This is a genomic window from Candidatus Neomarinimicrobiota bacterium (assembly GCA_022573815.1).
Lineage (GTDB): Bacteria > Fidelibacterota > SORT01 > SORT01 > SORT01 > JACZTG01.
Window position 1 is genome coordinate 15,939 of the sequence record JACZTG010000011.1, and the last position, 19,344, is coordinate 35,282.

17 protein-coding genes are annotated in these 19,344 nt (G+C 41.7%); 3 read left to right on the top strand and 14 right to left on the bottom strand.

Annotated elements, in window-relative coordinates; all coding sequences use genetic code 11:
- Positions 1-125: 125 nt before the first annotated feature.
- Together lon and IIB39_06105 are read right to left on the bottom strand one after the other, a co-directional pair.
- Positions 126-2,531 carry an endopeptidase La gene (gene lon, locus IIB39_06100; protein ID MCH8928273.1) on the bottom strand — a complete coding sequence of 802 codons (2,406 nt, stop codon included), beginning with the start codon at positions 2,529-2,531 and terminating at the stop codon, positions 126-128.
- Positions 2,532-2,721: 190 nt separating this feature from the next.
- Positions 2,722-3,780: an ABC transporter substrate-binding protein gene (locus tag IIB39_06105; GenBank protein MCH8928274.1), complete on the bottom strand. Its 1,059-nt coding sequence runs from the start codon at positions 3,778-3,780 to the stop codon at positions 2,722-2,724.
- A 64-nt stretch (positions 3,781-3,844) separates the two neighbouring features.
- Here IIB39_06105 and IIB39_06110 point away from each other — a divergent pair, with 64 nt between their 5' ends.
- Entirely contained in the window at positions 3,845-4,498 is a 654-nt protein-coding gene (locus tag IIB39_06110) for a thioredoxin family protein (GenBank protein MCH8928275.1), read from the top strand.
- 46 nt (positions 4,499-4,544) lie between these two features.
- Positions 4,545-5,615 carry a ribosome small subunit-dependent GTPase A gene (rsgA, locus tag IIB39_06115; protein ID MCH8928276.1) on the top strand — a complete coding sequence of 357 codons (1,071 nt, stop codon included), beginning with the start codon at positions 4,545-4,547 and terminating at the stop codon, positions 5,613-5,615.
- 342 nt (positions 5,616-5,957) lie between these two features.
- Here the strand turns inward: rsgA and IIB39_06120 are convergent, their stop codons facing one another.
- Both IIB39_06120 and ccsA read right to left on the bottom strand, forming a co-directional pair.
- Positions 5,958-7,823, bottom strand: coding sequence for a sigma 54-interacting transcriptional regulator (locus IIB39_06120; protein ID MCH8928277.1), 1,866 nt, complete (start codon positions 7,821-7,823; stop codon positions 5,958-5,960).
- A gap of 16 nt (positions 7,824-7,839) precedes the next feature.
- The gene (gene ccsA, locus IIB39_06125) at positions 7,840-8,661 is read right to left on the bottom strand and encodes a cytochrome c biogenesis protein CcsA (protein MCH8928278.1); all 822 of its coding nucleotides are present in this window, start codon (positions 8,659-8,661) and stop codon (positions 7,840-7,842) included.
- 255 nt (positions 8,662-8,916) lie between these two features.
- Here ccsA and IIB39_06130 point away from each other — a divergent pair, with 255 nt between their 5' ends.
- A complete protein-coding gene (locus tag IIB39_06130; protein MCH8928279.1) occupies positions 8,917-9,267 on the top strand; it encodes a carboxypeptidase-like regulatory domain-containing protein in 351 nt (116 codons plus the stop codon).
- A gap of 217 nt (positions 9,268-9,484) precedes the next feature.
- Here IIB39_06130 and IIB39_06135 read toward each other — a convergent pair whose 3' ends face one another.
- The 10 genes from IIB39_06135 to sufC all read right to left on the bottom strand — a co-directional run bounded on the left by IIB39_06135 (position 9,485) and on the right by sufC (position 19,317).
- A complete protein-coding gene (locus IIB39_06135) occupies positions 9,485-11,458 on the bottom strand; it encodes a (Fe-S)-binding protein (GenBank protein ID MCH8928280.1) in 1,974 nt (657 codons plus the stop codon).
- A 95-nt stretch (positions 11,459-11,553) separates the two neighbouring features.
- Complete coding sequence (locus IIB39_06140) at positions 11,554-12,906, bottom strand: class II fructose-bisphosphate aldolase (GenBank protein ID MCH8928281.1); 1,353 nt, start codon at positions 12,904-12,906, stop codon at positions 11,554-11,556.
- A gap of 17 nt (positions 12,907-12,923) precedes the next feature.
- On the bottom strand, positions 12,924-13,265 hold the full coding sequence (locus IIB39_06145; protein ID MCH8928282.1) for a hypothetical protein: 342 nt from the start codon (positions 13,263-13,265) through the stop codon (positions 12,924-12,926).
- A 112-nt stretch (positions 13,266-13,377) separates the two neighbouring features.
- Positions 13,378-13,635, bottom strand: coding sequence for a ferredoxin family protein (locus tag IIB39_06150; protein MCH8928283.1), 258 nt, complete (start codon positions 13,633-13,635; stop codon positions 13,378-13,380).
- A 143-nt stretch (positions 13,636-13,778) separates the two neighbouring features.
- Positions 13,779-14,204, bottom strand: coding sequence for an SUF system NifU family Fe-S cluster assembly protein (locus tag IIB39_06155; protein ID MCH8928284.1), 426 nt, complete (start codon positions 14,202-14,204; stop codon positions 13,779-13,781).
- Positions 14,201-15,430 carry a cysteine desulfurase gene (locus tag IIB39_06160; protein ID MCH8928285.1) on the bottom strand — a complete coding sequence of 410 codons (1,230 nt, stop codon included), beginning with the start codon at positions 15,428-15,430 and terminating at the stop codon, positions 14,201-14,203. The genes IIB39_06155 and IIB39_06160 overlap by 4 nt, the downstream gene beginning before the upstream one ends.
- Before the next feature lie 3 nt (positions 15,431-15,433).
- Positions 15,434-15,748: a non-heme iron oxygenase ferredoxin subunit gene (locus IIB39_06165; protein ID MCH8928286.1), complete on the bottom strand. Its 315-nt coding sequence runs from the start codon at positions 15,746-15,748 to the stop codon at positions 15,434-15,436.
- Positions 15,749-17,101 carry a Fe-S cluster assembly protein SufD gene (gene sufD / locus IIB39_06170; GenBank protein ID MCH8928287.1) on the bottom strand — a complete coding sequence of 451 codons (1,353 nt, stop codon included), beginning with the start codon at positions 17,099-17,101 and terminating at the stop codon, positions 15,749-15,751.
- Between the two features lie 37 nt (positions 17,102-17,138).
- Positions 17,139-18,542, bottom strand: coding sequence for a Fe-S cluster assembly protein SufB (sufB, locus tag IIB39_06175; protein MCH8928288.1), 1,404 nt, complete (start codon positions 18,540-18,542; stop codon positions 17,139-17,141).
- Positions 18,523-19,317, bottom strand: a complete 795-nt coding sequence (sufC, locus tag IIB39_06180; protein ID MCH8928289.1) for a Fe-S cluster assembly ATPase SufC — start codon at positions 19,315-19,317, stop codon at positions 18,523-18,525. Before sufC ends, sufB begins: the two co-directional genes overlap by 20 nt.
- Positions 19,318-19,344: the final 27 nt, after the last annotated feature.

Consider the following 19,344-nt stretch of genomic DNA (forward strand, 5'->3'; position numbering starts at 1 on the left):
TCTTTTTTGGAATGGAATTAACCGAATAATTTATCCGGTTTTGATTACTATGATTAGAGAGCAGTACGTCCGAAAATTCTTGAGCGAGATTCGGATTTTATACTTAAACGTAAGTTGTAGATTAGCTAAGCACGGCCTGATTGGATAGTAGTAGCGCCTGAAACTTTCGATGTATGTTGCGAGTGTCTGCCGGGCGCTTTGACCAATGCGATATCTATTACCTCAAGCATATCAGATACGTAATGGAATTTCAGTCCCCTCAGAGTAGCTTTTGGAATTTCCTCAACATCCTTTCTATTCTTTTCAGGGAGAATAACCTGTTTAATTCCTGCGCGATGGGCAGCGATAACTTTTTCTCTAATACCTCCAACAGGAAGCACCGCTCCTCTTAAGGTAATTTCCCCTGTCATCGCCGTATCAAGTTTTAGCCGTCTTTTCGTGAGAACAGATACAAGCGCAGACAACATTGTAACGCCTGCGGAGGGACCATCTTTAGGAATTGCTCCCGCAGGAACATGAATGTGAATATCAGTAGTTTCGATAAATTTTGGGTTAATACCGAATTTTTCACCTTCGGAACGAATAAATGAGAGCGCAGCCTCAGCTGATTCTTTCATTACATCGCCTAATTGACCGGTGAGATTCAGCTTTCCCTTTCCGGGCATCGCTGTTGCTTCTATAAATAGGATATCGCCTCCTGTGGGAGTAAACGCAAGTCCCGTGGCAATGCCGGGTCGTTTTATCCTTTCAGCTATATCGGAGAAATACTTGGCGGGTCCAAGATATTCAGCAACACTATCGTGTTTGATTATCGTTTTCTTTTTCCTCTTGTTGCCTTCAACTATTTCCCGCACAACACCTCTGCATATATTCGCTATTTCACGCTCAAGGTTTCTGACTCCCGATTCACGCGTGTAAGAGTGTATAATTTCCCTTAAACCGGAATCTTCGAAAACAAGATTCTTGCCGGTGATACCATGTTCTTTCAGCTGTTTCGGTATGAGGAATTTGTTTGCTATCTGAGCTTTTTCCTCTTCGATGTAACCGGAGAAATTTATTATCTCCATCCTGTCTTTTAGCGCAGCAGGAATCGGATCAGAAAGGTTTGCGGTGGCGATGAACATAACTTTTGATAGATCAAATTCCACTTCTAAATAATGATCCGAGAACGAATCGTTTTGCTCGGGGTCAAGAACCTCAAGCAGAGCTGATGACGGATCTCCTCGAAAGTCTTTCCCTACCTTATCAATTTCGTCAAGCATAAATATAGGATTATTTGAACCGGCTTTTTTCAATCCCTGAATAATTCGTCCCGGTAATGCTCCTATGTATGTCCTTCTGTGGCCTCTTATTTCCGCTTCGTCGTGAACTCCACCGAGTGAGATACGGACAAATTTTCTGCCCATCGCTTCAGCAATCGACTTACCCACTGAAGTTTTTCCGGTCCCGGGAGGTCCGACAAAACAAAGTATTGGTCCTTTCATATCAGATTTGAGCTGTTTTACCGACAGATATTCTAATATTCTTTTCTTTACTTTTTCTAATCCGAAGTGGTCACCGTCAAGAACTTCTTTAGCGCCTTGAATATCTAAATTCTCTTCAGTCTGTATATCCCACGGAAGATCTAATAACCAATCCAAATAGGTGCGTGAAACAGTATATTCCGGCGATGAGGGAGGTATTCTACTCAACCGGTCGAGCTCTTTTTCTGCCACTTTGACAGCTTCCTCGCTGAGATTAGCCTCTTCCATCCGGTCACGGAGCTCTTTTAACTCCATAGTGCTATCGTCATCCTCGCCTAATTCCCGCTTGATAGCCTTCAATTGCTCCCTGAGAAAGTAATCCCTCTGAGTTTTGTTGATTTCTCCCTGAACTTCTGTTTGAATCTTTTCCCCCAATTGCAACCTTTGAAGTTCTTTGTTCAGGATAATAATTGCTTCTTCCAATCGTCTGCGAAGGTTTACTTCCTCCAGTATGCCTTGCTTTTCCTCTGTGCGAATATTTAAAACGGATATTGCTCTGTCAACCAGCTTGCCCGGTTCATCCATATTGGACAAAAGCGAAGTATGTTCCATAGAGAGATAAGGAGCGATCTCCACAATGTCCTGAAATACAGACTTAACATTAACTACCATTGCTTCGATTTCCAGGTCTGTTTCACCTTCATCATCTCCTATTTGCTGGACAGCCGCTTTTATATATGGCTCTTCCTCTAAATAGGTTATCAATTTTATACGCTGGAGACCTTGAATGATTGCACTCTTACTGCCGTCAGGCATATCGAAAACTTTTAAAACAGCTGCGAGCGTTCCCCACGAATATAGATCGGAAGATTCGGGATGTTCGATGGAGCCGTCTTTTTGAGCTACCACTCCAATCAGCTTATCCGATTCGCTTACCTTGGAAATCAAGCTCACAGATTTTTCCCTTCCAATCGAAATTGGAATCACCTGCTGAGGAAAGAGTACCGTATTTCTTAGTGGCAATATCGGAAGCACTTCCGGAATATGTTCGTTTTCAAAGCTGTCCATTTTATCTCTCATTTCGTTAATGCCTTTTAATAGTTAAAATTTGCAACTATTATGCCAATTCATCGCCTAATTCCTCAGATTCAAGCTGCTATTCAAATATAAGAAATCCAGACGTAATAATCAATTTACTTTTAAAAAATATTTACTGCCAATATGGCGTATATGCTGTCACAATCACTGAAACCGTCTGTCAGTTGATTATTAATTTTAGTGGGGGCAAGTACATATATTTTAACAGAGAATCAGCTGCTGTGAAATCAAAAATATCATCGATATTTTTATCTCTTATCAAGCCGAACCTTTCAGCCTTAGCAGCCATTTTCACGAGAGAAGGTCTTACGGGGTCATAGGTAGGCACTATATTGATATAGGCTTTTTCTCCAACCACTTCTGAAATATTTTCATTTATGAGAGCTAATATCCCTTTTCTGAGGATATCCAATGTCTCATTCTTATGACTCCTGATCCAAATAGTTATTTTTATGTGACTCTCCATAAATTTGAATATCACTTCCGGGTATTGATTCAAAAAATCATTTCTTACGACAATGACAGCTGTGGAATATATTGATTTCGTCCAGAGAGAGCTCTCATTTATAAACGGGTACCCTCCCTCTTCCACAATTAATTTTGAAGCCCACGGTTCGGCAATCCATGCGCCGGTTATGAGATTACTTGAAAACGATGTGATAATTTCTGAGCGGTCAAGCGGAGTGACGCTGATTCTGTGGCTTGGATTCGAAAGGTCTAATCCGTTTGAGAGAAAATAATCTCTCAGCGCCAGGTGCTGACCGGCATTATTTTCCGGAATAGCAATAATCTTTCCTCTAAAATCTTTTATCAGATGAGGGGGTATTTCTCGCTTAGCCACAAAAATGTTTCCGCCGCTGGTTACTCCCCCGATAATACGAATCAGATTTCTGTCCGAACGACTGTGAGCTATTATAGCAGTGAGCGGATCTACAAATACGATATCAAGCTCGCCTCTCTTTAAGTCATTTATCAGCGCGGAATTTGATAAGTAACCCCTCGGTTTAAATTCTGATCCTCTTAAATTTAATTGATACTGTTTGTTATCAATTCCTACAAATGCCTGAGCATATGTGAAATCAGGCATAAATCCCAATCTGATCTCCACAGGCATGTTTTCTTTCCGCTTTTCACCGCAGCCTGAAAGAAACAGGAGAAATATTATAAGAGGAAAAATGAACTTAATAGTTCCCTGTTTTTGCGTTTGTCTTGAAATCATTTGCAAATCCTTCTTCACAAGATTAATATAGTGATGGAAACAATTATTCAAAGGAATAGAAATCATGGGTTTTTTAAACGAATCGGATAAGGATGTTATCAGAAGTAAATTTGAAGACCTTAAAAACAACGTAAAGATTATTAATTTTACACAGACTATCGAGTGTATGTACTGCTCGGAAACCCGGAGTCTGCTTGAGGAGGTAACCGACCTATCTGATAAAATATCCTTGGAAGTTTTTAATTTTATAACAGACGAAAAAGAGGTCAAGCAATTCAATATCGATAAAATCCCCGCCACTGTTATTATGGGGGATAATGACTACGGTATCAGATATTACGGAATCCCATCAGGATACGAGTTTTCCAGTCTTTTGGAAGACATTCATATGATTTCTTCAGGTGATTCAGGGCTTTCTCAGGATACAAAGGATTCGTTAAAAGCTCTCAAAGACCCAATGCACTTGCAGGTTTATGTAACCCCTACATGACCCCATTGCCCGGCCGCGGTGCGGCTTGCGCATCAGTTCGCAATGGAGAGCGACCTTGTTACGGCGGATATGATTGAGGCGACCGAATTCCCTCAGCTTAGTATGAAATACGGTGTAAGAGGCGTTCCTATGACCATAGTCAATGAGAAGCCCGGCATAACAGGGTCTGTTCCCGAGCCGGCATTTCTTGCTCAGGCATTAGCCGCTTTGGAAAGCAATTTGACCTAATCCCTCCTTGAGAATGTTCAAAAAATCATAAATGTATAAAAAATAAATGATAACGCTTAATGATATTGGCTGGAACGAATTTTTTGAGGAACAATATGAACGGCTGGATATTAAGTCGGTTTCTGTTGGAAGAGTGATTAACGGGCAGAAGAGCCAATATAGGGTAATTGCTGAAGGTGGAGAGATATATCTGAAAGTGCCGGGAAGGATGTTACGAAACTCAGATTTGTCAGGTGTCCTGCCTGTTGTGGGGGATTGGGTTGTGTACGATCCTGTGCCGGGGGAGGATAAAGGCACAATCAGTTCGATCCTGCCACGTTTTAACAGCATCAGCCGGAAAGTTACCGGAAAGAAATCAGACAGGCAGATCATTGCGGCTAATATAGACATTATGTTCATCGTATCTTCATTCGACAGCGATTTCAGTATCAATAGATTAGAGCGGTACGTCACAATTGCGAAGAGTAATAACACGGAGCCGATTATCATTCTAAATAAGGCGGATTTAGTCGAGGATGTTGAAAATTATTTAGAGAAGGTGAATCAATCTCTGTCAGGTATCACGCTGTTGACGATGAGCGCATTGGAACATATCGGAGTGGATTCCATTTTTGAGAACATAGGAAAGGGGAAGACCGCTATTATGTTTGGTTCATCCGGAGTAGGCAAGTCCACGCTCATAAATGAGCTTTTGGGCGAAAAAAAGCAGAAAGTCGAAGAAGTCAGAGCAGGCGATGACAAAGGAAGACATACGACCTCGTCTCGAGATCTCTTCTTACTCTCCAATGGCGGAATGATTATAGACAATCCGGGGATGCGAGAGATACAGCTCTGGTTGGATGAAAATGAGCTGTCGCTTTCTTTCACGGACATTGAAGAACTGTCCGCAGAATGCCGCTATGCCAATTGCCAGCACAGTAAAGAGCCATCGTGCGCGGTAAAAGAGGCGATAATAGAAGGAAAATTGACCCAGCGGCGCCTGGACAGTTATCATAAGATAAAAAAGGAGTTGAAGCAATTGTCAAACCGTTCCGATATAAGCGCCAAGAGAGCCGAGGAACGGAAGCTGTATAAAATGTATAAACAGCCCCATGGTCAGAAAAAACATAGAAAATAGGCAGTTGGGAAGATTGCGTACGCTGCTGCGGTAAATCGCATACTACAATCAGGGCAATAAAAAAGCGTCTCTTAAAGACGCTTTTCATTTTTAAATTGATTCTATCCGCTGATTAAAAAACAGGGAAATAGCGAATCAATATTTGTCTAAAATTATTGATTTCAGTGAACCGATAAGGATTTTATTCTCATTCGAATTCCTTAAAGAAAGTGGAAATTCTTCATTAGCGATAATGATACTGATTTTCATTGGGAGTATACTTTTCTGCCAGACTGTTCGAATTATTTCAGGATAAATGGCAGCAGAGAAAATGGATTTCCCATATGATGATCTGACCGAATTTTAATTATTATTGCTTCTGTCCTCGTTATCCATTCCGTACTTCTTCATTTTTCGCCAGAGAGTCGTTCTCCCGATTCCAAGAGTATCCGCCGCTTTGGAGTAATTAAAATTGTGTTTCAGCAATACTTCCTTTATGTAGTCCTGCTCTACATCTTCCAATGTAGGCTGATTGGCATTATTATCAGATACATCTGTTTTGGCAGGATTAAGAATAGAATTCGGAAGTTCTGACGGAAGAATAACTGCCGACGTGCTGAGAATAGCAACTCTCTCTATCACATTTTGCAGCTCGCGAACATTTCCCGGCCATCCGTAATTCTTAAGCAATATAGCTGTATTTTCATGAAGAGTCAGTATTCTCCCACCGTTTTGCCGTGATTGTTCTTTTAGAAAATGCTCCGCTAATGCAAGGATGTCTTCAGGTCTTTCTCTCAATGGTGGAACGGCGATTTCCACAACATTCAGGCGATAATATAAATCCTCCCGAAATAATCCTCGTTCCACCCTTTCAAAAAGATGTTTATTGGTGGCTGCGATAACCCGAACGTCCACTAATGCGGATTTATAGCTTCCTACCGGTTGTATTTCTCGGTCCTGAAGAACTCGCAATAGCTTTACCTGTAATGAGAGCTGGAGCTCTGCGATTTCATCAAGGAATAATACTCCTCCATCAGCGCCTTGAAACATCCCTGATCTATCAGACTCTGCTCCCGTAAATGCGCCTTTGACATATCCGAAAAGTGTACTTTCCAATAAATTTTCCGGTATCGCTCCACAGTTGACGGCCACAAAAGGTTTGTTCGCTCTCGGACCCGAACGGTGTACGGCCTTTGCTACAAGCTCTTTTCCGGTGCCCGTTTCTCCGCTGATAAGCAGTGTGGCGTTTGAGGAAGCCACACGATCTATGAGACTGAATACTTCCTGCATCAAATGCGAACGGGCTACGATACTTTTGGAGACGTCCCATTTATCCGATTCAGTCCATATCTTAAACCGGTCAATCGCTAATTCAATTATTTTTTCCACATCTCTAACGGCATCTTTTCTAACAGATAAATTTCTCGATATAACCGGATCTAATGAACTTGCTTGTGTGTAATACAGATCGCCAAATTTGCTCAGTCCTGAAAATGACTTTGGGTTCTCCCCGAAATCTAAAATAAGAAATGGCGAAGACTTTGATTTTAAGAATTCAATGAGATCGTCTTTATTGATATCGTCAATAGCCACCCTGCTTTTTCCAATCAAGAAAATATCCGTTTCTTTGAAAGCATCGCTCAGCCAACCAAATTCCTTTACACTGCTAACTGATTGAATTCCTCTATCGGTTAGCGTATCCACTACTTCATTTCTGAAATCAGCTGTCCCATAGACTAAAGCCTTTTTATCGTGTAATTCTCCAAATATTTTTTCTGCTAAATCTACCGACGCTGATATTCGGTCAACGACTCCCGATCTTATAGTGGTAGAGGCTATGATTCGTTTCAGGGTTGACTTCACATCTCTGAAAAGTCTTGATAATATCGGTCCTGCTTTAGCTTCATCACCACCAGATAAAATTTCATTCTCAAATTTTTTGAACCACCTGTCAGATCCGAGGGGTTTTAAATCTAAACCGCAGCTCAGTCTGAATATTTGTTGGATGGATTCTTCATGACCGATAAATCTGCAATTCAATTCCTGAAAGTCTTTAGCTCTGATTTTCTTAAGTTTTTCATCACCATCAGCAGATACAGCTATCAGATATAGTGAGCTATCCAGCTGAATCTTTATCATTTCGTCCGCAGCTGAAATAACTTTTTGAATTTCCGGGGAATGAGCTTCTTTGGGGCTAACAGTATTACAAATGATTGTTAAAATTTTCATCGTTGAGCCAATCGGTCTAAAATAAATGGAAGTTTGTCATTAGAATATTAACTACAAAAAATGTGAACAAAATTGTGAGGAATCCGGCCAACGACAGATAAACAGACAATTTTATACTTAATCTCTTTTGCATATTCCTCAGTATGAAATAACCGTAAATAAGCAGCGTAACAAAGACAGAAAGTATTTTAGGGTCTAAGTATGAAATGCCTGCTTCCGGAACTTGAGATGCGTTGAAAAACCCAAGCGAAACGCCGCCGGCGAGTAAAACGAAACCAAAGTAGATTGAAATAACCATTACCTGATGCAAGAATTGTAGAGTTGGAAGTTTGTGATATACAATATCCAATTCCTGCTTTTTTATCTTAGCCGATAATAGCAAATGCATTATCGCAGCGATAGCGCTGAGCGATAAAGCTGCAAACGAAACGATCACGGCTATTACATGTATTTCATAAACCAGATCTTCAAGAAGTGGTGATTGAGTAGCGCTTATTTCTATGAAAATAGAAGATATTATTTGTAAGAATAGATTTAGAGGTAACACGAATATTCCAAATGATCTATCCCTCACTCCATACTCAATAAACAGATAAACCACCGATACAATTAAAACAAAAGTTGTCAGAGCTCCAAAAAGATTGCCTATAGGCAGATTGCCCGTACTGAAATATATCATTGCCAAAAAAACAATATGTAATAGCGTTGTGGCTATTAATGAAAATGTGGGCAAAGAGGATTGCTCTTTGAGGATCCCTTTGAAATCCTTCATATAGAAGTAAAAAGTAAGCGCGTATGAAAACGGCAGTGCTATTTTTAGTGACTGAACCAGGTCCATTATGAAAATCCCTCCGAGTATAAGATATTTTCAAATAGATTCGATGTCAAGTAAGAAATATAATGTTTATTTGTTTGCTGTTTCATTGTGAAACGTGAAATTTCATAATGAAAATTATATTGAATGAACTACGGGCTTGCTCTATCATTTAAATCCAAGCTATCTATATGTTTATTAACATTTTACACTCCTGTTCCAACTTATTGGCACGCTATTTGTCCCTTATTACGTAAGAATAAGGGAACGCAGTATATAATGAAACATTTTTTAATCGGACTCATGTTCGTTTTCATACTTATAACGACTTTCAGTGCATTGCTGGCCGGCACTTCCGGGGCTATTCAAGGAATAATCTTAGATGTTGAGACGCAAAAACCTCTTCAATCTGTAAATATTATTCTTGTAGGAACGAAAATGGGCGCAGTTTCAAAAGAAGACGGAACCTTTCGTATAGACAATCTATCATCAGGCAGCTACGGACTTAACGCATCAATAATCGGGTATGATAAAGGATATAAACTGGACGTAAATGTTGTTCCGAATATTGGCGCTTGGAGATCAGATTTTGTATTACACCGGAGCGCCGGATCATCTTGTAATAGGTAATGGAGAGATTTATCTGATCCGAACTGCTGAGGGTGATGTTTATAAATTACAGATTGACAGCTACTACCTCGATCCGGATCTCCCCGGTGAAAATTCGGGTTATGTATCATTCAGATTTGAAATGCTTTAATAGCTGATTTAAAATCTTCCAGCGAAGAGTGGACCGTCGGGTTTTCCCTTATTTCCGGCGGTCCATTATATTTTACGCTAAAATATACTAAAGGGAATCCGCTATTAACTGTGCTATATCTTGAGTCTTCATCTCTTCCGATCTATTTGTTTCGTTGATGCCGTCTCTAATCATCGTCTTGCAGAACGGGCATCCCGTCGCCACTGTATCAGCATTAATAGAAGCCGCTTCTTCTACACGGTTCTGATTTACTTTCGGCATTGTTTCCTCAAGCCACATCCGCCCACCGCCCGCTCCGCAGCAGAATCCGTTTTCCCGCGAGCGGGGCATTTCTGTGAGATTAACTCCCGGAATGGAATTAAGTATATCGCGTGGACTGTCATAGACCCCGTTATGCCTTCCCATATAGCAAGAATCATGATATGTGAGTTCTAACTCTTTTCCCTCTTTAGGCTTAATTTTTCCTTCTTTTAATAGTTCCGCGATAAATTGCGTGTGATGGATAACTTCATAATTACCATCGAGTTGAGGGTATTCATTTTTAAATGTATTGAAACAGTGCGGGCACTGAGTGATAATTTTTTTCACACCATATTTCTCGAATGTCTCAATATTCTGTGCAGCAAGCAGCTGGAAGAGATACTCGTTTCCTAATCGCCGAGCGGCGTCGCCTGTGCAAGTTTCCTCTTTCCCGAGAATAGCGAATTTAATCCCTGCTTCTTTCAATATTTTAACCATTGACCGGGAAACGGGTTTATTCGCATCGTCCAATGCGCCGGCGCATCCGACCCAGTAAAGAACGTCAAATTTTTCCTCTGTTTCGCTCATCAGTGGAACTTCTAAACCGCTTGCCCATTCTTCTCTCATTGACGCGCCGAGTCCCCATGGATTTCCGTGAGTCTCAAGATTTTTAAAAGTGTTATTAAGTTCGCTGGGGAAGCTGCTCTTTTCGAGAACCAAATGTCGTCTCATTCCGACAAATCTGTCAATGAAGTCAATAAATAACGGGCACGACTCCTCGCACGCTTTGCACATCGTGCATGCCCAGATCGTCTCTTCGGCTATGATGCCGCCAATAAGACTTGGCCCGTCCCACTCTTCCTCAACTGAACTGCCTATGTATGATGCCTTATCATTCAGATGTTCTCTCATCTGTTCATTCACAACCTTAGGAGAAAGGGGTTTATCAGTTGCGAATGCGGGGCAAGCATCCTGGCATCTCCCGCATTCGGTACAGGTATAGATATCGAGCAGGTCTTTCCAACTGAATTGTTCTATTTTTGATACGCCATAGTTTTCAGCGTTTTCGATATCAAGCATAGGCAGAGCGCCGTAATTAAGCGTTCGGAAATAGACATTAAAAAGCGATGTAATCACGTGAAAATGCTTTGAAACAGGTAGATAGGCTACGAAAAACGTTAACGAGACCAGATGAAGCCACCAGGAAATCAGAAAGATGTTTTTAACGCTGTCCGCAGCCATACCGGCAAAAAACAGAGATAATTTGTCGCCCAACGGAGAAGTCTGAACAATCGTTCCCTCTGTCCCCCTTAGTAATAAATCTGTAAGCATAAGCGTGCCGATTAAGAAGAGTATCAACGCCGCATCCGCTGATAATGTTATCCGTTTCGGTTTAATAATTACCCGCCTTACAGCTGCCCATACTACCATCAGCAATACACCAACCTCAAAAACATCAATGAAGGGCAGATACAAATGCCCGAGAAAATCGTTTGGTCCGAACAACGGAAGACTCCAGTTATCAATAAATCCTCTGCCGATGAAGTGAACCGAATTAATTCCCACTGAAATAAATCCCCAGAAAATCACAGCGTGCATAATTCCCGCACCGATATATTTGGGATTCAAAATTCTGCCCTGTCCGATGAAAAACTTGATTACGCCTGATAATCTTTTTAAAACATCGCTGAATCTGTTTTGCTTTCCGGCAGATACGAGGATTTGAATCTTCCTTATCATAAACACCGAAAATGCGCTAACTGATGCAAAGAGAACAGCTACGAATATAAATGTGGTCAGGACGTTATCGGTAGGATTCACAGCATCCTCCTATGGACTCCGCTATTATTAAATTAGAACGGTTTACCGTTTAATAAACCACTAATTATTTTTTATCTTAACTGACGAAAGTGTTACTAAACCTGCTTGAAATACTTATCCGTTTTTTCGCGAGTGTTTTCAACACCAAGTTTCTTAAAAAGAAATTCATACTTATCCTGTAAATCTGACAGGATACTTTCCTTCACTCCGGAATCAATTCCCCAAAATTCTTTCTTAAATGGTCCGAATCCTTTCTTCCGAGTACTATAATAAAATTGGTCATCTGTCCAATCTTCCTTCCGCTCATCTGCGTTCGCTTCCGCTAAGTGAGCATAGATTGCTTGACGCAGGTCGGCAGGAAAATCAGGATGATCGTAAATCAGATTTTGGAATCCGGTAGCCAGATGAATCTCGCCGCATCCTATCTCAGGAAATTTATTGAATACGTCATCGGGCAGTGTTGAAGCGCCATGTTGAACAGCCCCGCACATCCCATATTTGTCCCGGGCTGTTTGCGATAGCACTCCCAGCGTGTCAAGGTCAAGACTGACTTCCGCGATGCTCCCATCAGGAAGAACTACTCCCCCGTGCGACGTTCCGGTCTGAACGCTTATCTTGCTTATGCCTGTAAGACCCGCCGTAAGGCATTCGTTATAGCCATTCATAAACGCTTCCAATTCCTCGGGCGTGCTGTTCTTTTTACCCACCTCCCCTATCTCTCCACCAACTGAAACCACAACATTATAGGGTTCACGCTCTCTAATAAATTCTGTAAGCAGAGCACAATTTTCATAATTATCTCTCTGCTGTTCTCCAATTCCGTCACGGCTTAAATCAACGAGAGTGGATGTGTCTATGTCTATATTGTAGAAATTCGCGTCAATCGCTTCCAATATGATTTTTTTCACTTCGTTGAGTTCCGCTTCACGGTCTTCATTGTACGCACTCGCCTTGACCTGGAAATGGTCGCCTTGAATCAATACCGGTCCCTTATATCCGGTGGCGACAGCCGCCGCGCAAATGGAAGCCGAAAATTCTGACGGACGTTGATCGGTATATCCAATTTCCGAGCGCGCTATCTCGAATAGAAACGGTCCGACATTCAAATTCATTGCAGCTTTGAATATTGATGAAGCCACATCAAAGCTCATCCCACGAACATTTATGGCAGGTACGGTAAAACCGCTTACTTCTCCACGTCCCATTGCTTCGTACAAATCCTGAATTGAAGCGGGATATGCGCCTAAATCTTTGGCAATTGACCGAATCAACACCTGGCATACATCTTTAGAGGAAGCTTCCTCGTGAAATACCGCCGTTTCGATAAGATTGCTCAATATACCGGATTTCAATTTGCTTTCATCTAACACTTTCGGAGTAAGATCATCTCCTAAATCCACAATATCTTTTATGGATTCTTTTATTTCCATTACGTTTTTATAAATCATTTGATATTTATCCGCTTTTACAGGCTCTTTAAGAAATCCTCATCAAATCCGAACATATTACCCGACGATGTAACAATCACAGGTCTTTTAATCAAATTCGGATCTTTCAGCATCATCTTGATAGCCTCATTTTTGCCCGGTAATTTAGAACTCATATTGTTTTCCCTATAAATCTTACTTCGGGAATTAAGAAACGGTTTTATGTTATTAGAGTCAACGTTAGAATCGAGAAAATTTTTCGAAGGCGGAGATGAAATTATATCTACGTATTCTATATCAAATTTATGTGAATTTAACCAGTCAACTACTTTTTGGGTGGTCTTGCATGTCGATTTGCCGAAAACTTGTATAGATTCCAATCAGAAATCGCCTAAGTTAATTATTAATTTCGAGGAATACATTTCTCTACAGATATACCCCCGAGAAAATTCGTATGGGGAAGAGACACCCTGTTGGTAGCTGTTTCTTATATTAGGCGAAATAGTCTGCGTTAGTCTGAATGAAGTTTTCCCATTCAGCCGGCAGATCTGCTTCATCAAATATTGCGTCAACGGGACAAGGATCTACGCAAGCTCCGCAATCAATACATTCATCAGGATCGATGTACAGCTGAGTTGCGCTTTCAAATTCCGATTCATCCTTTGTTGGATGAATGCAATCGACAGGACACGAATCAACGCACGCTGCGTCCTTTTCATCGATACACGGTTCAGCAATAATATATGTCATAATATTTCTCCATTCCCTTTCAAGAACACTATCGTTTCTAACTAAACATTTTCAAAATCGGCTGAATTTATGACTCATATAAACACAATGCAAGAATTTTCACAATCGAATATAAAATTTATTCTTAATATTCTGAGAAGAATTTAGCTTTTTATCTGACCCAATGCCTGCTTGAGAGTGTCCCATCCAAGGAGAGCACATTTTATACGCGCAGGGAACTGTTTGACTCCCTGTAACACTTCCAATTCGCCCATGTCAAAATCTGATATTTCTTCCCCTTTCATCATTGAACGAAAATTTTCAGCCAATTTTATAATTTCATCAGGGTTTAAACCTTTAATTTGTTGAGTCATCATGGATATTGAGGCTTGACTGATTGAACAGCCATCCCCTTGAAACTTCACATCCGTAATTTTCTCGCCATCAAACTGAAGATGCAAGGTAACCGTATCTCCACATAATGGATTGTGACCGTCAAATTCCAGGTCGGGTGATTCAAGTTCTCCCCGATTTTTCGGATTTTTATAATGATCGAGAATTACTTCTCTATATAAATCATCTAAACTCATTTGAAAATATCTTTAACCTTTTGTATCGCCGAAACCAATGCATCAACTTCTGATTCAGTGTTGTAAAAATAGAAACTCGCCCGGCTGGTCGAACTAACTTTCAGCCATTTCATCAGAGGCTGCGCGCAGTGATGTCCCGCCCTGACTGCGATTCCCTCGCCGTCCAATATTTGCGCTACATCATGCGAATGAGCGCCCTCCACATTGAAAGAAATAATCCCCGAACGTCCCTCAGAAGGGCCGTAGATCTCAACTCCACCTATTTTCTCAAGTTCCGCAAGAGCGTATTTCGCCAATTTAACTTCATGCTCATGAATTGCGTCCATTCCTAAATCAGTGAGATAATCCACAGCCGCGCCGAATCCAATCGCTTCGATGTAGTTGGGAGTTCCCGCCTCAAATTTTAAAGGGGGTTCCTTGTAGGTAGATTCGGTCAACCCAACTTCCAATATCATCTCTCCCCCGCCAAGAAACGGATTCATTTCAGTCAACAGCTCCATTTTCCCGAATAGAATTCCAACACCGGTGGGACCCAACATTTTATGAGCCGAGCAGGCAAAAAAATCACAATCCAATTCTGTTAGATCTACCTTGAAATGTGGCGCCGCCTGTGCTCCGTCAAGGAGAACGGGAATTCCCGCCGAATGAGCAATTTCAACGATTTCTTTTACCGGATTCACATTTCCAAGGACATTTGAAGCGTAGGACACTGCCACGATCTTTACGTTTTCTGATTTCAATAATTCTCGAAGACTGTCGAGATTTAGAGAACTGTCTTCATTTAAAGCAATGAACTTTAGTTCGACGCCGATATCTTTTGAGAGTAATTGCCACGGCACCAGGTTACTATGATGCTCCATTTCCGATAATACTACTACATCTCCCTTAGTCAAAAATTTTCTGCCCCACGAATGGGCGACAAGATTTATTGATTCCGTAGTTCCACTCGTAAATATTATTTCTTCAGATTGAGGAGCATTGAAAAATTCAGCTATTTTTATTCGTGCATTCTCAAACGCTTCTGTGGACTTTTCACTCAGCTGATGTATTCCGCGATGCACATTACCATTATGTTTATACATATACTCATTCATCAGTTCAACAACAGAGGAAGGTTTTTGCGTGGTGGCTGCGTTGTCTAAATAGACCAACGTCTTATTATTATGGATTTTCCGGGAGAGAATAGGAAAATCATTGCGGATGGCTTCTACGTCAAAACTACTCACTTCTTAGTCCTCATCGGTAATAACGTAGATCACATCGCTTTCTATTTCTAACGGAAATGTTTTCACGGGAACCACTGCCGGCATACTAAGCGCCTCCCCTGTCGTGACATCAAAATTCGCTCCATGGCGCGGACAGGTGATTATTTTTCCCTGAAGAGTTCCCTGATCAAGTGGAGCGCCGTCATGAGTGCAAACATCTTCAATCGCGTAAAATTCGCCGTCCACATTGCAAATCGCTATCTTTTTCCCGTTCAGAGAGCAGGAGAGTGTGGTTCCATTCGGTATATCACTTGTCCCCCCGACTTTCTCACGACCCATTTATACTCCCAATTTACTATCAATAGCAGCCTTAAGATGTTCCCTGAGAATTTCAGAATCAACAGAATTCAACACCGGCTCAAAATAGCCGTGTATGATAAGTTTCTCCGCCTCACCTCTTGTCATCCCCCGGCTCATAAGATAGAATAATTCATCTTCATCAAGATGCCCTGTTGTAGCTCCATGGCTTGCTTTCACATCATTGGCGTTTATTTCGAGCGTTGGAACCGAATCCGCTCTTGCATTATCGCTCAACAAGATATTATTATTCGTCAGATAAGAATCCGTGTGTTGAGCTTCTTCAGCTATTTTTATCAGACCTCGGAATACAGAACGAGAACTATCTGTAAGTACTCCCTTATAAAGTAAATTCCCTGTAGTATGCGGCGCTTCGTGGCTAAGCAGTCCCCAAAAATCATGGTGCTGTGTTCCGCTGCTTACAAAAAAACCTTTCGTTGTGGTAGATGCTCCCTGCTCGGAAAGAAGAGTGTCATAAAAGGATTTTGTCACTTTTCCTCCCAGGGTACCGACAACCCAATTCATAGTAGCATCCCTCTTGACTATCGCCCTTCGGGTAGAAACGTCCACGACATTATTACCCCATTTTTGAAGAGTTATATAGTTGAGAGAAGCTCCCTCTTTTACCACTACTTCGGCAACAGATGAATTGAACGAATCCGTAGCGTAGTCTTCCGATCTGCCCTGTTCGATATACGTAGCCGAGGCTCCTCTTTCAAGTATTATCAAAGAGCGCTGAAATATTGCCCTTCCGCCGTCCGTCATCAAATTATACGTCTTGAACGGCATTTTTATTTCTACATTTTCCGGCACGTACAGGAACACTCCGCCGCTCCATAGAGCAGCGTTCAAAGAAGAAAACTTGCCATCACCAATGGGAACTAATTTCTCCATAAAATGTTCTTGAAGAAGGTCAGGGTATTTTGTGACTGCTTCTCCCATACCGCAAAATATTACTCCCTTTTCGGACAGCTCGGCGTCCATATCCCTGAATGTGGTCAGGGAATCATGCTGTATCAGCAATCCCGGTTTACACATTCCTCCATTTTTTTCAAGATGAACGGCTTCATCTGAAAGCAACGATATTGCTTCTTTCGGGAAATCTTCGAATTTCTCAACCAAACCGAAATTTGGTTCAGACAGAGGTTTTGTTCCTTTGAAATTTATCGAAGAAAAGTCCGTATATTTCCACATTTCATCCCGTATAGTGGGCATTGGAAGATTTTCAAAAGCTTTCCATGCTTTTGTCCGCTTCTCGACTATCCACTCCGGACTTCCGATTTCGCTTGAAACGTGATCTACATCTTCACGCGCGTAACTTAATAGATCTGACATTTACGTTTTCCTTTACTACTTAAATATATTGAATTCGTTAACCTACGGAGCCGTCCATTTGCAGTTCGATAAGCCTGTTCATTTCGACGGCGTATTCAAGCGGCAATGTTTTTGTGAACGGTTCTATAAATCCGTTAATTATCATATTTCTCGCCTCATCCTCCGGTATTCCCCTCTGCATCAGATAAAACAGCTGCTCGTCGGAAAGTTTTGAAACAGTGGCTTCATGCTCAATGGCAGCCGAAGGGTCTTCAATTTCTATGTAAGGATATGTATCGGTTCCGGATGCTTCATCCAAAAGGAGCGCGTCGCAGTTTACATTACTTTTACACCCTTTCATACCCTCGTGAATTTTCACGAGACCGCGATAAGTGGATCTTCCGATTCCCTTACTGATAGATTTCGATACGATCTTTGAGGTTGTGTACGGAGCTAAATGAACGACCTTTGAACCGACATCCTGATGCTGATTATCGCCCGCAAATGCTATAGAAATTATGTCGGCTTTTGCTCCTTTACCTGTTAGATATACAGAAGGATATTTCATAGTTACTTTGCTGCCTAAGTTGGCGTCAATCCACTCCATAGTGGCGTTTTCCTGCGCTACAGCACGCTTGGTAACGAGGTTATATACGTTGCCCGACCAATTTTGCAATGTCGTGTAGCGGACTCGTGAGTCCTTCTTGCAAATAATTTCCACAACAGCCGAATGCAGTGAATTAGTCGTATATGTGGGAGCGGTACAGCCCTCTATATACTGAACATTTGAGCCTTCGTCGGCAATTATCATCGTTCTCTCAAACTGTCCCATATTCTGGGTGTTAATCCGGAAGTATGCCTGCAGCGGTAATCCGACACGAACACCCTTTGGAATGTAAAGAAAACTTCCACCGCTCCATACTGCTGTGTTGAGAGCGGCAAGTTTATTGTCAGATGCGGGAACTACAGTCCCGAAATACTTTTTGAGCAATTTTTCATGCTCTCTTAGAGCGGTATCTGTGTCAACAAAGATTACTCCCTGTTTTTCCCATTCACCTTGCAGCGCGCCGTAAACTGATTCACTATCATATTGCGCTTCAGCGCCGGCTAAGAATTTACGTTCTGACTCCGGGATACCGAGCTTTTCGAAAGTATTCTTAATTTCTTCGGGAACGTCATCCCAGTCGGTCATCTTCCTATCCGATGCGCGAACAAAATAGATGATGTCATCGAAATCTATGTCCGAAAGGTCCGCCCCCCATTCCGGCATTGGTTTCTCCAAGAATATCTCGTATGCCTTGAGACGATTTTCGGTCATCCAGCCCGGTTCGTTCTTTATGGCTGAGATATCCTCTACAGTCTGACGGCTTAAACCCTTGTCGAACTTGATTTCCGGTTTTACATCATCGGAAAATCCGTATTTATATTCTCCAACTCCTATATCAGTTGTTGAGACTGCCATTATTATTACCCTTTCTCGGTTGTCCGTATTTTTCCTTTAGCCAATCATAACCCTTTTCCTCGAGTTTCTCCGCAAGCTCTCCTCCGCCCGATTCAACGATTCTACCGTCTATCATTACATGAACTTTATCGGGTTTAATGTATCGCAAAATCCGCTGGTAATGCGTAATCAACAGTACGGAAGAATCTTCAGGCAGGAGTTCGTTCACTCCTTTAGACACGATCTGAAGAGCGTCTATGTCAAGACCCGAATCAGTTTCGTCAAGCACAGCTAATTTCGGTTGTAAAACTGCCATTTGAAGTATCTCGTTGCGTTTCTTCTCTCCGCCGGAGAACCCATCGTTCAAATACCTGCCGGAGAATGATTCGTCTATCTCGAGAAACTCCATTTTTTCCTTGAGCATTTTTCTGAATTCCCAGATGCTGAGCTCCTCTTTCTTTATGGCGTTATAAGCGACTCGGAGAAAGTTGTCCACGGTAACTCCCGGCACGACCGATGGATATTGAAAAGCAAGGAACAGACCCTTTCTTGCCCGCTCATCAGGTGTCATATCAAGTAAATTCTCGCCCTCCATATGAACTGAACCACTCGTAATTTCGTGACTCGCTTTTCCTGCTAAGGCATAGGCGAGAGTGCTTTTTCCTGTGCCGTTCGGACCCATAATAGCGTGAACTTCTCCCGGTCCTATTTCCAGGTCAACGCCGTTGAGAATCTGATTATCATCAATCTTTACTTTTAGGTCTTTTATAGTAAGCAGACCGTTCTTTCCTGTCATTTTTTAAATTTGTCCTTTCTTAATCAT

Bases quoted from the DNA above. Each gene is read 5' to 3' on its own strand.
- IIB39_06130 (MCH8928279.1), top strand. From the start codon at position 8,917: ATGAAACATTTTTTAATCGGACTCATGTTCGTTTTCATACTTATAACG.
- sufD (MCH8928287.1), bottom strand. From the start codon at position 17,101: ATGTCAGATCTATTAAGTTACGCGCGTGAAGATGTAGATCACGTTTCA.
- sufB (MCH8928288.1), bottom strand. From the start codon at position 18,542: ATGGCAGTCTCAACAACTGATATAGGAGTTGGAGAATATAAATACGGA.
- IIB39_06155 (MCH8928284.1), bottom strand. From the start codon at position 14,204: ATGAGTTTAGATGATTTATATAGAGAAGTAATTCTCGATCATTATAAA.
- IIB39_06105 (MCH8928274.1), bottom strand. From the start codon at position 3,780: ATGATTTCAAGACAAACGCAAAAACAGGGAACTATTAAGTTCATTTTT.
- sufC (MCH8928289.1), bottom strand. From the start codon at position 19,317: ATGACAGGAAAGAACGGTCTGCTTACTATAAAAGACCTAAAAGTAAAG.
- IIB39_06165 (MCH8928286.1), bottom strand. From the start codon at position 15,748: ATGGGTCGTGAGAAAGTCGGGGGGACAAGTGATATACCGAATGGAACC.
- rsgA (MCH8928276.1), top strand. From the start codon at position 4,545: ATGATAACGCTTAATGATATTGGCTGGAACGAATTTTTTGAGGAACAA.
- IIB39_06140 (MCH8928281.1), bottom strand. From the start codon at position 12,906: ATGATTTATAAAAACGTAATGGAAATAAAAGAATCCATAAAAGATATT.
- lon (MCH8928273.1), bottom strand. From the start codon at position 2,531: ATGGACAGCTTTGAAAACGAACATATTCCGGAAGTGCTTCCGATATTG.
- IIB39_06150 (MCH8928283.1), bottom strand. From the start codon at position 13,635: ATGACATATATTATTGCTGAACCGTGTATCGATGAAAAGGACGCAGCG.
- ccsA (MCH8928278.1), bottom strand. From the start codon at position 8,661: ATGGACCTGGTTCAGTCACTAAAAATAGCACTGCCGTTTTCATACGCG.
- IIB39_06120 (MCH8928277.1), bottom strand. From the start codon at position 7,823: ATGAAAATTTTAACAATCATTTGTAATACTGTTAGCCCCAAAGAAGCT.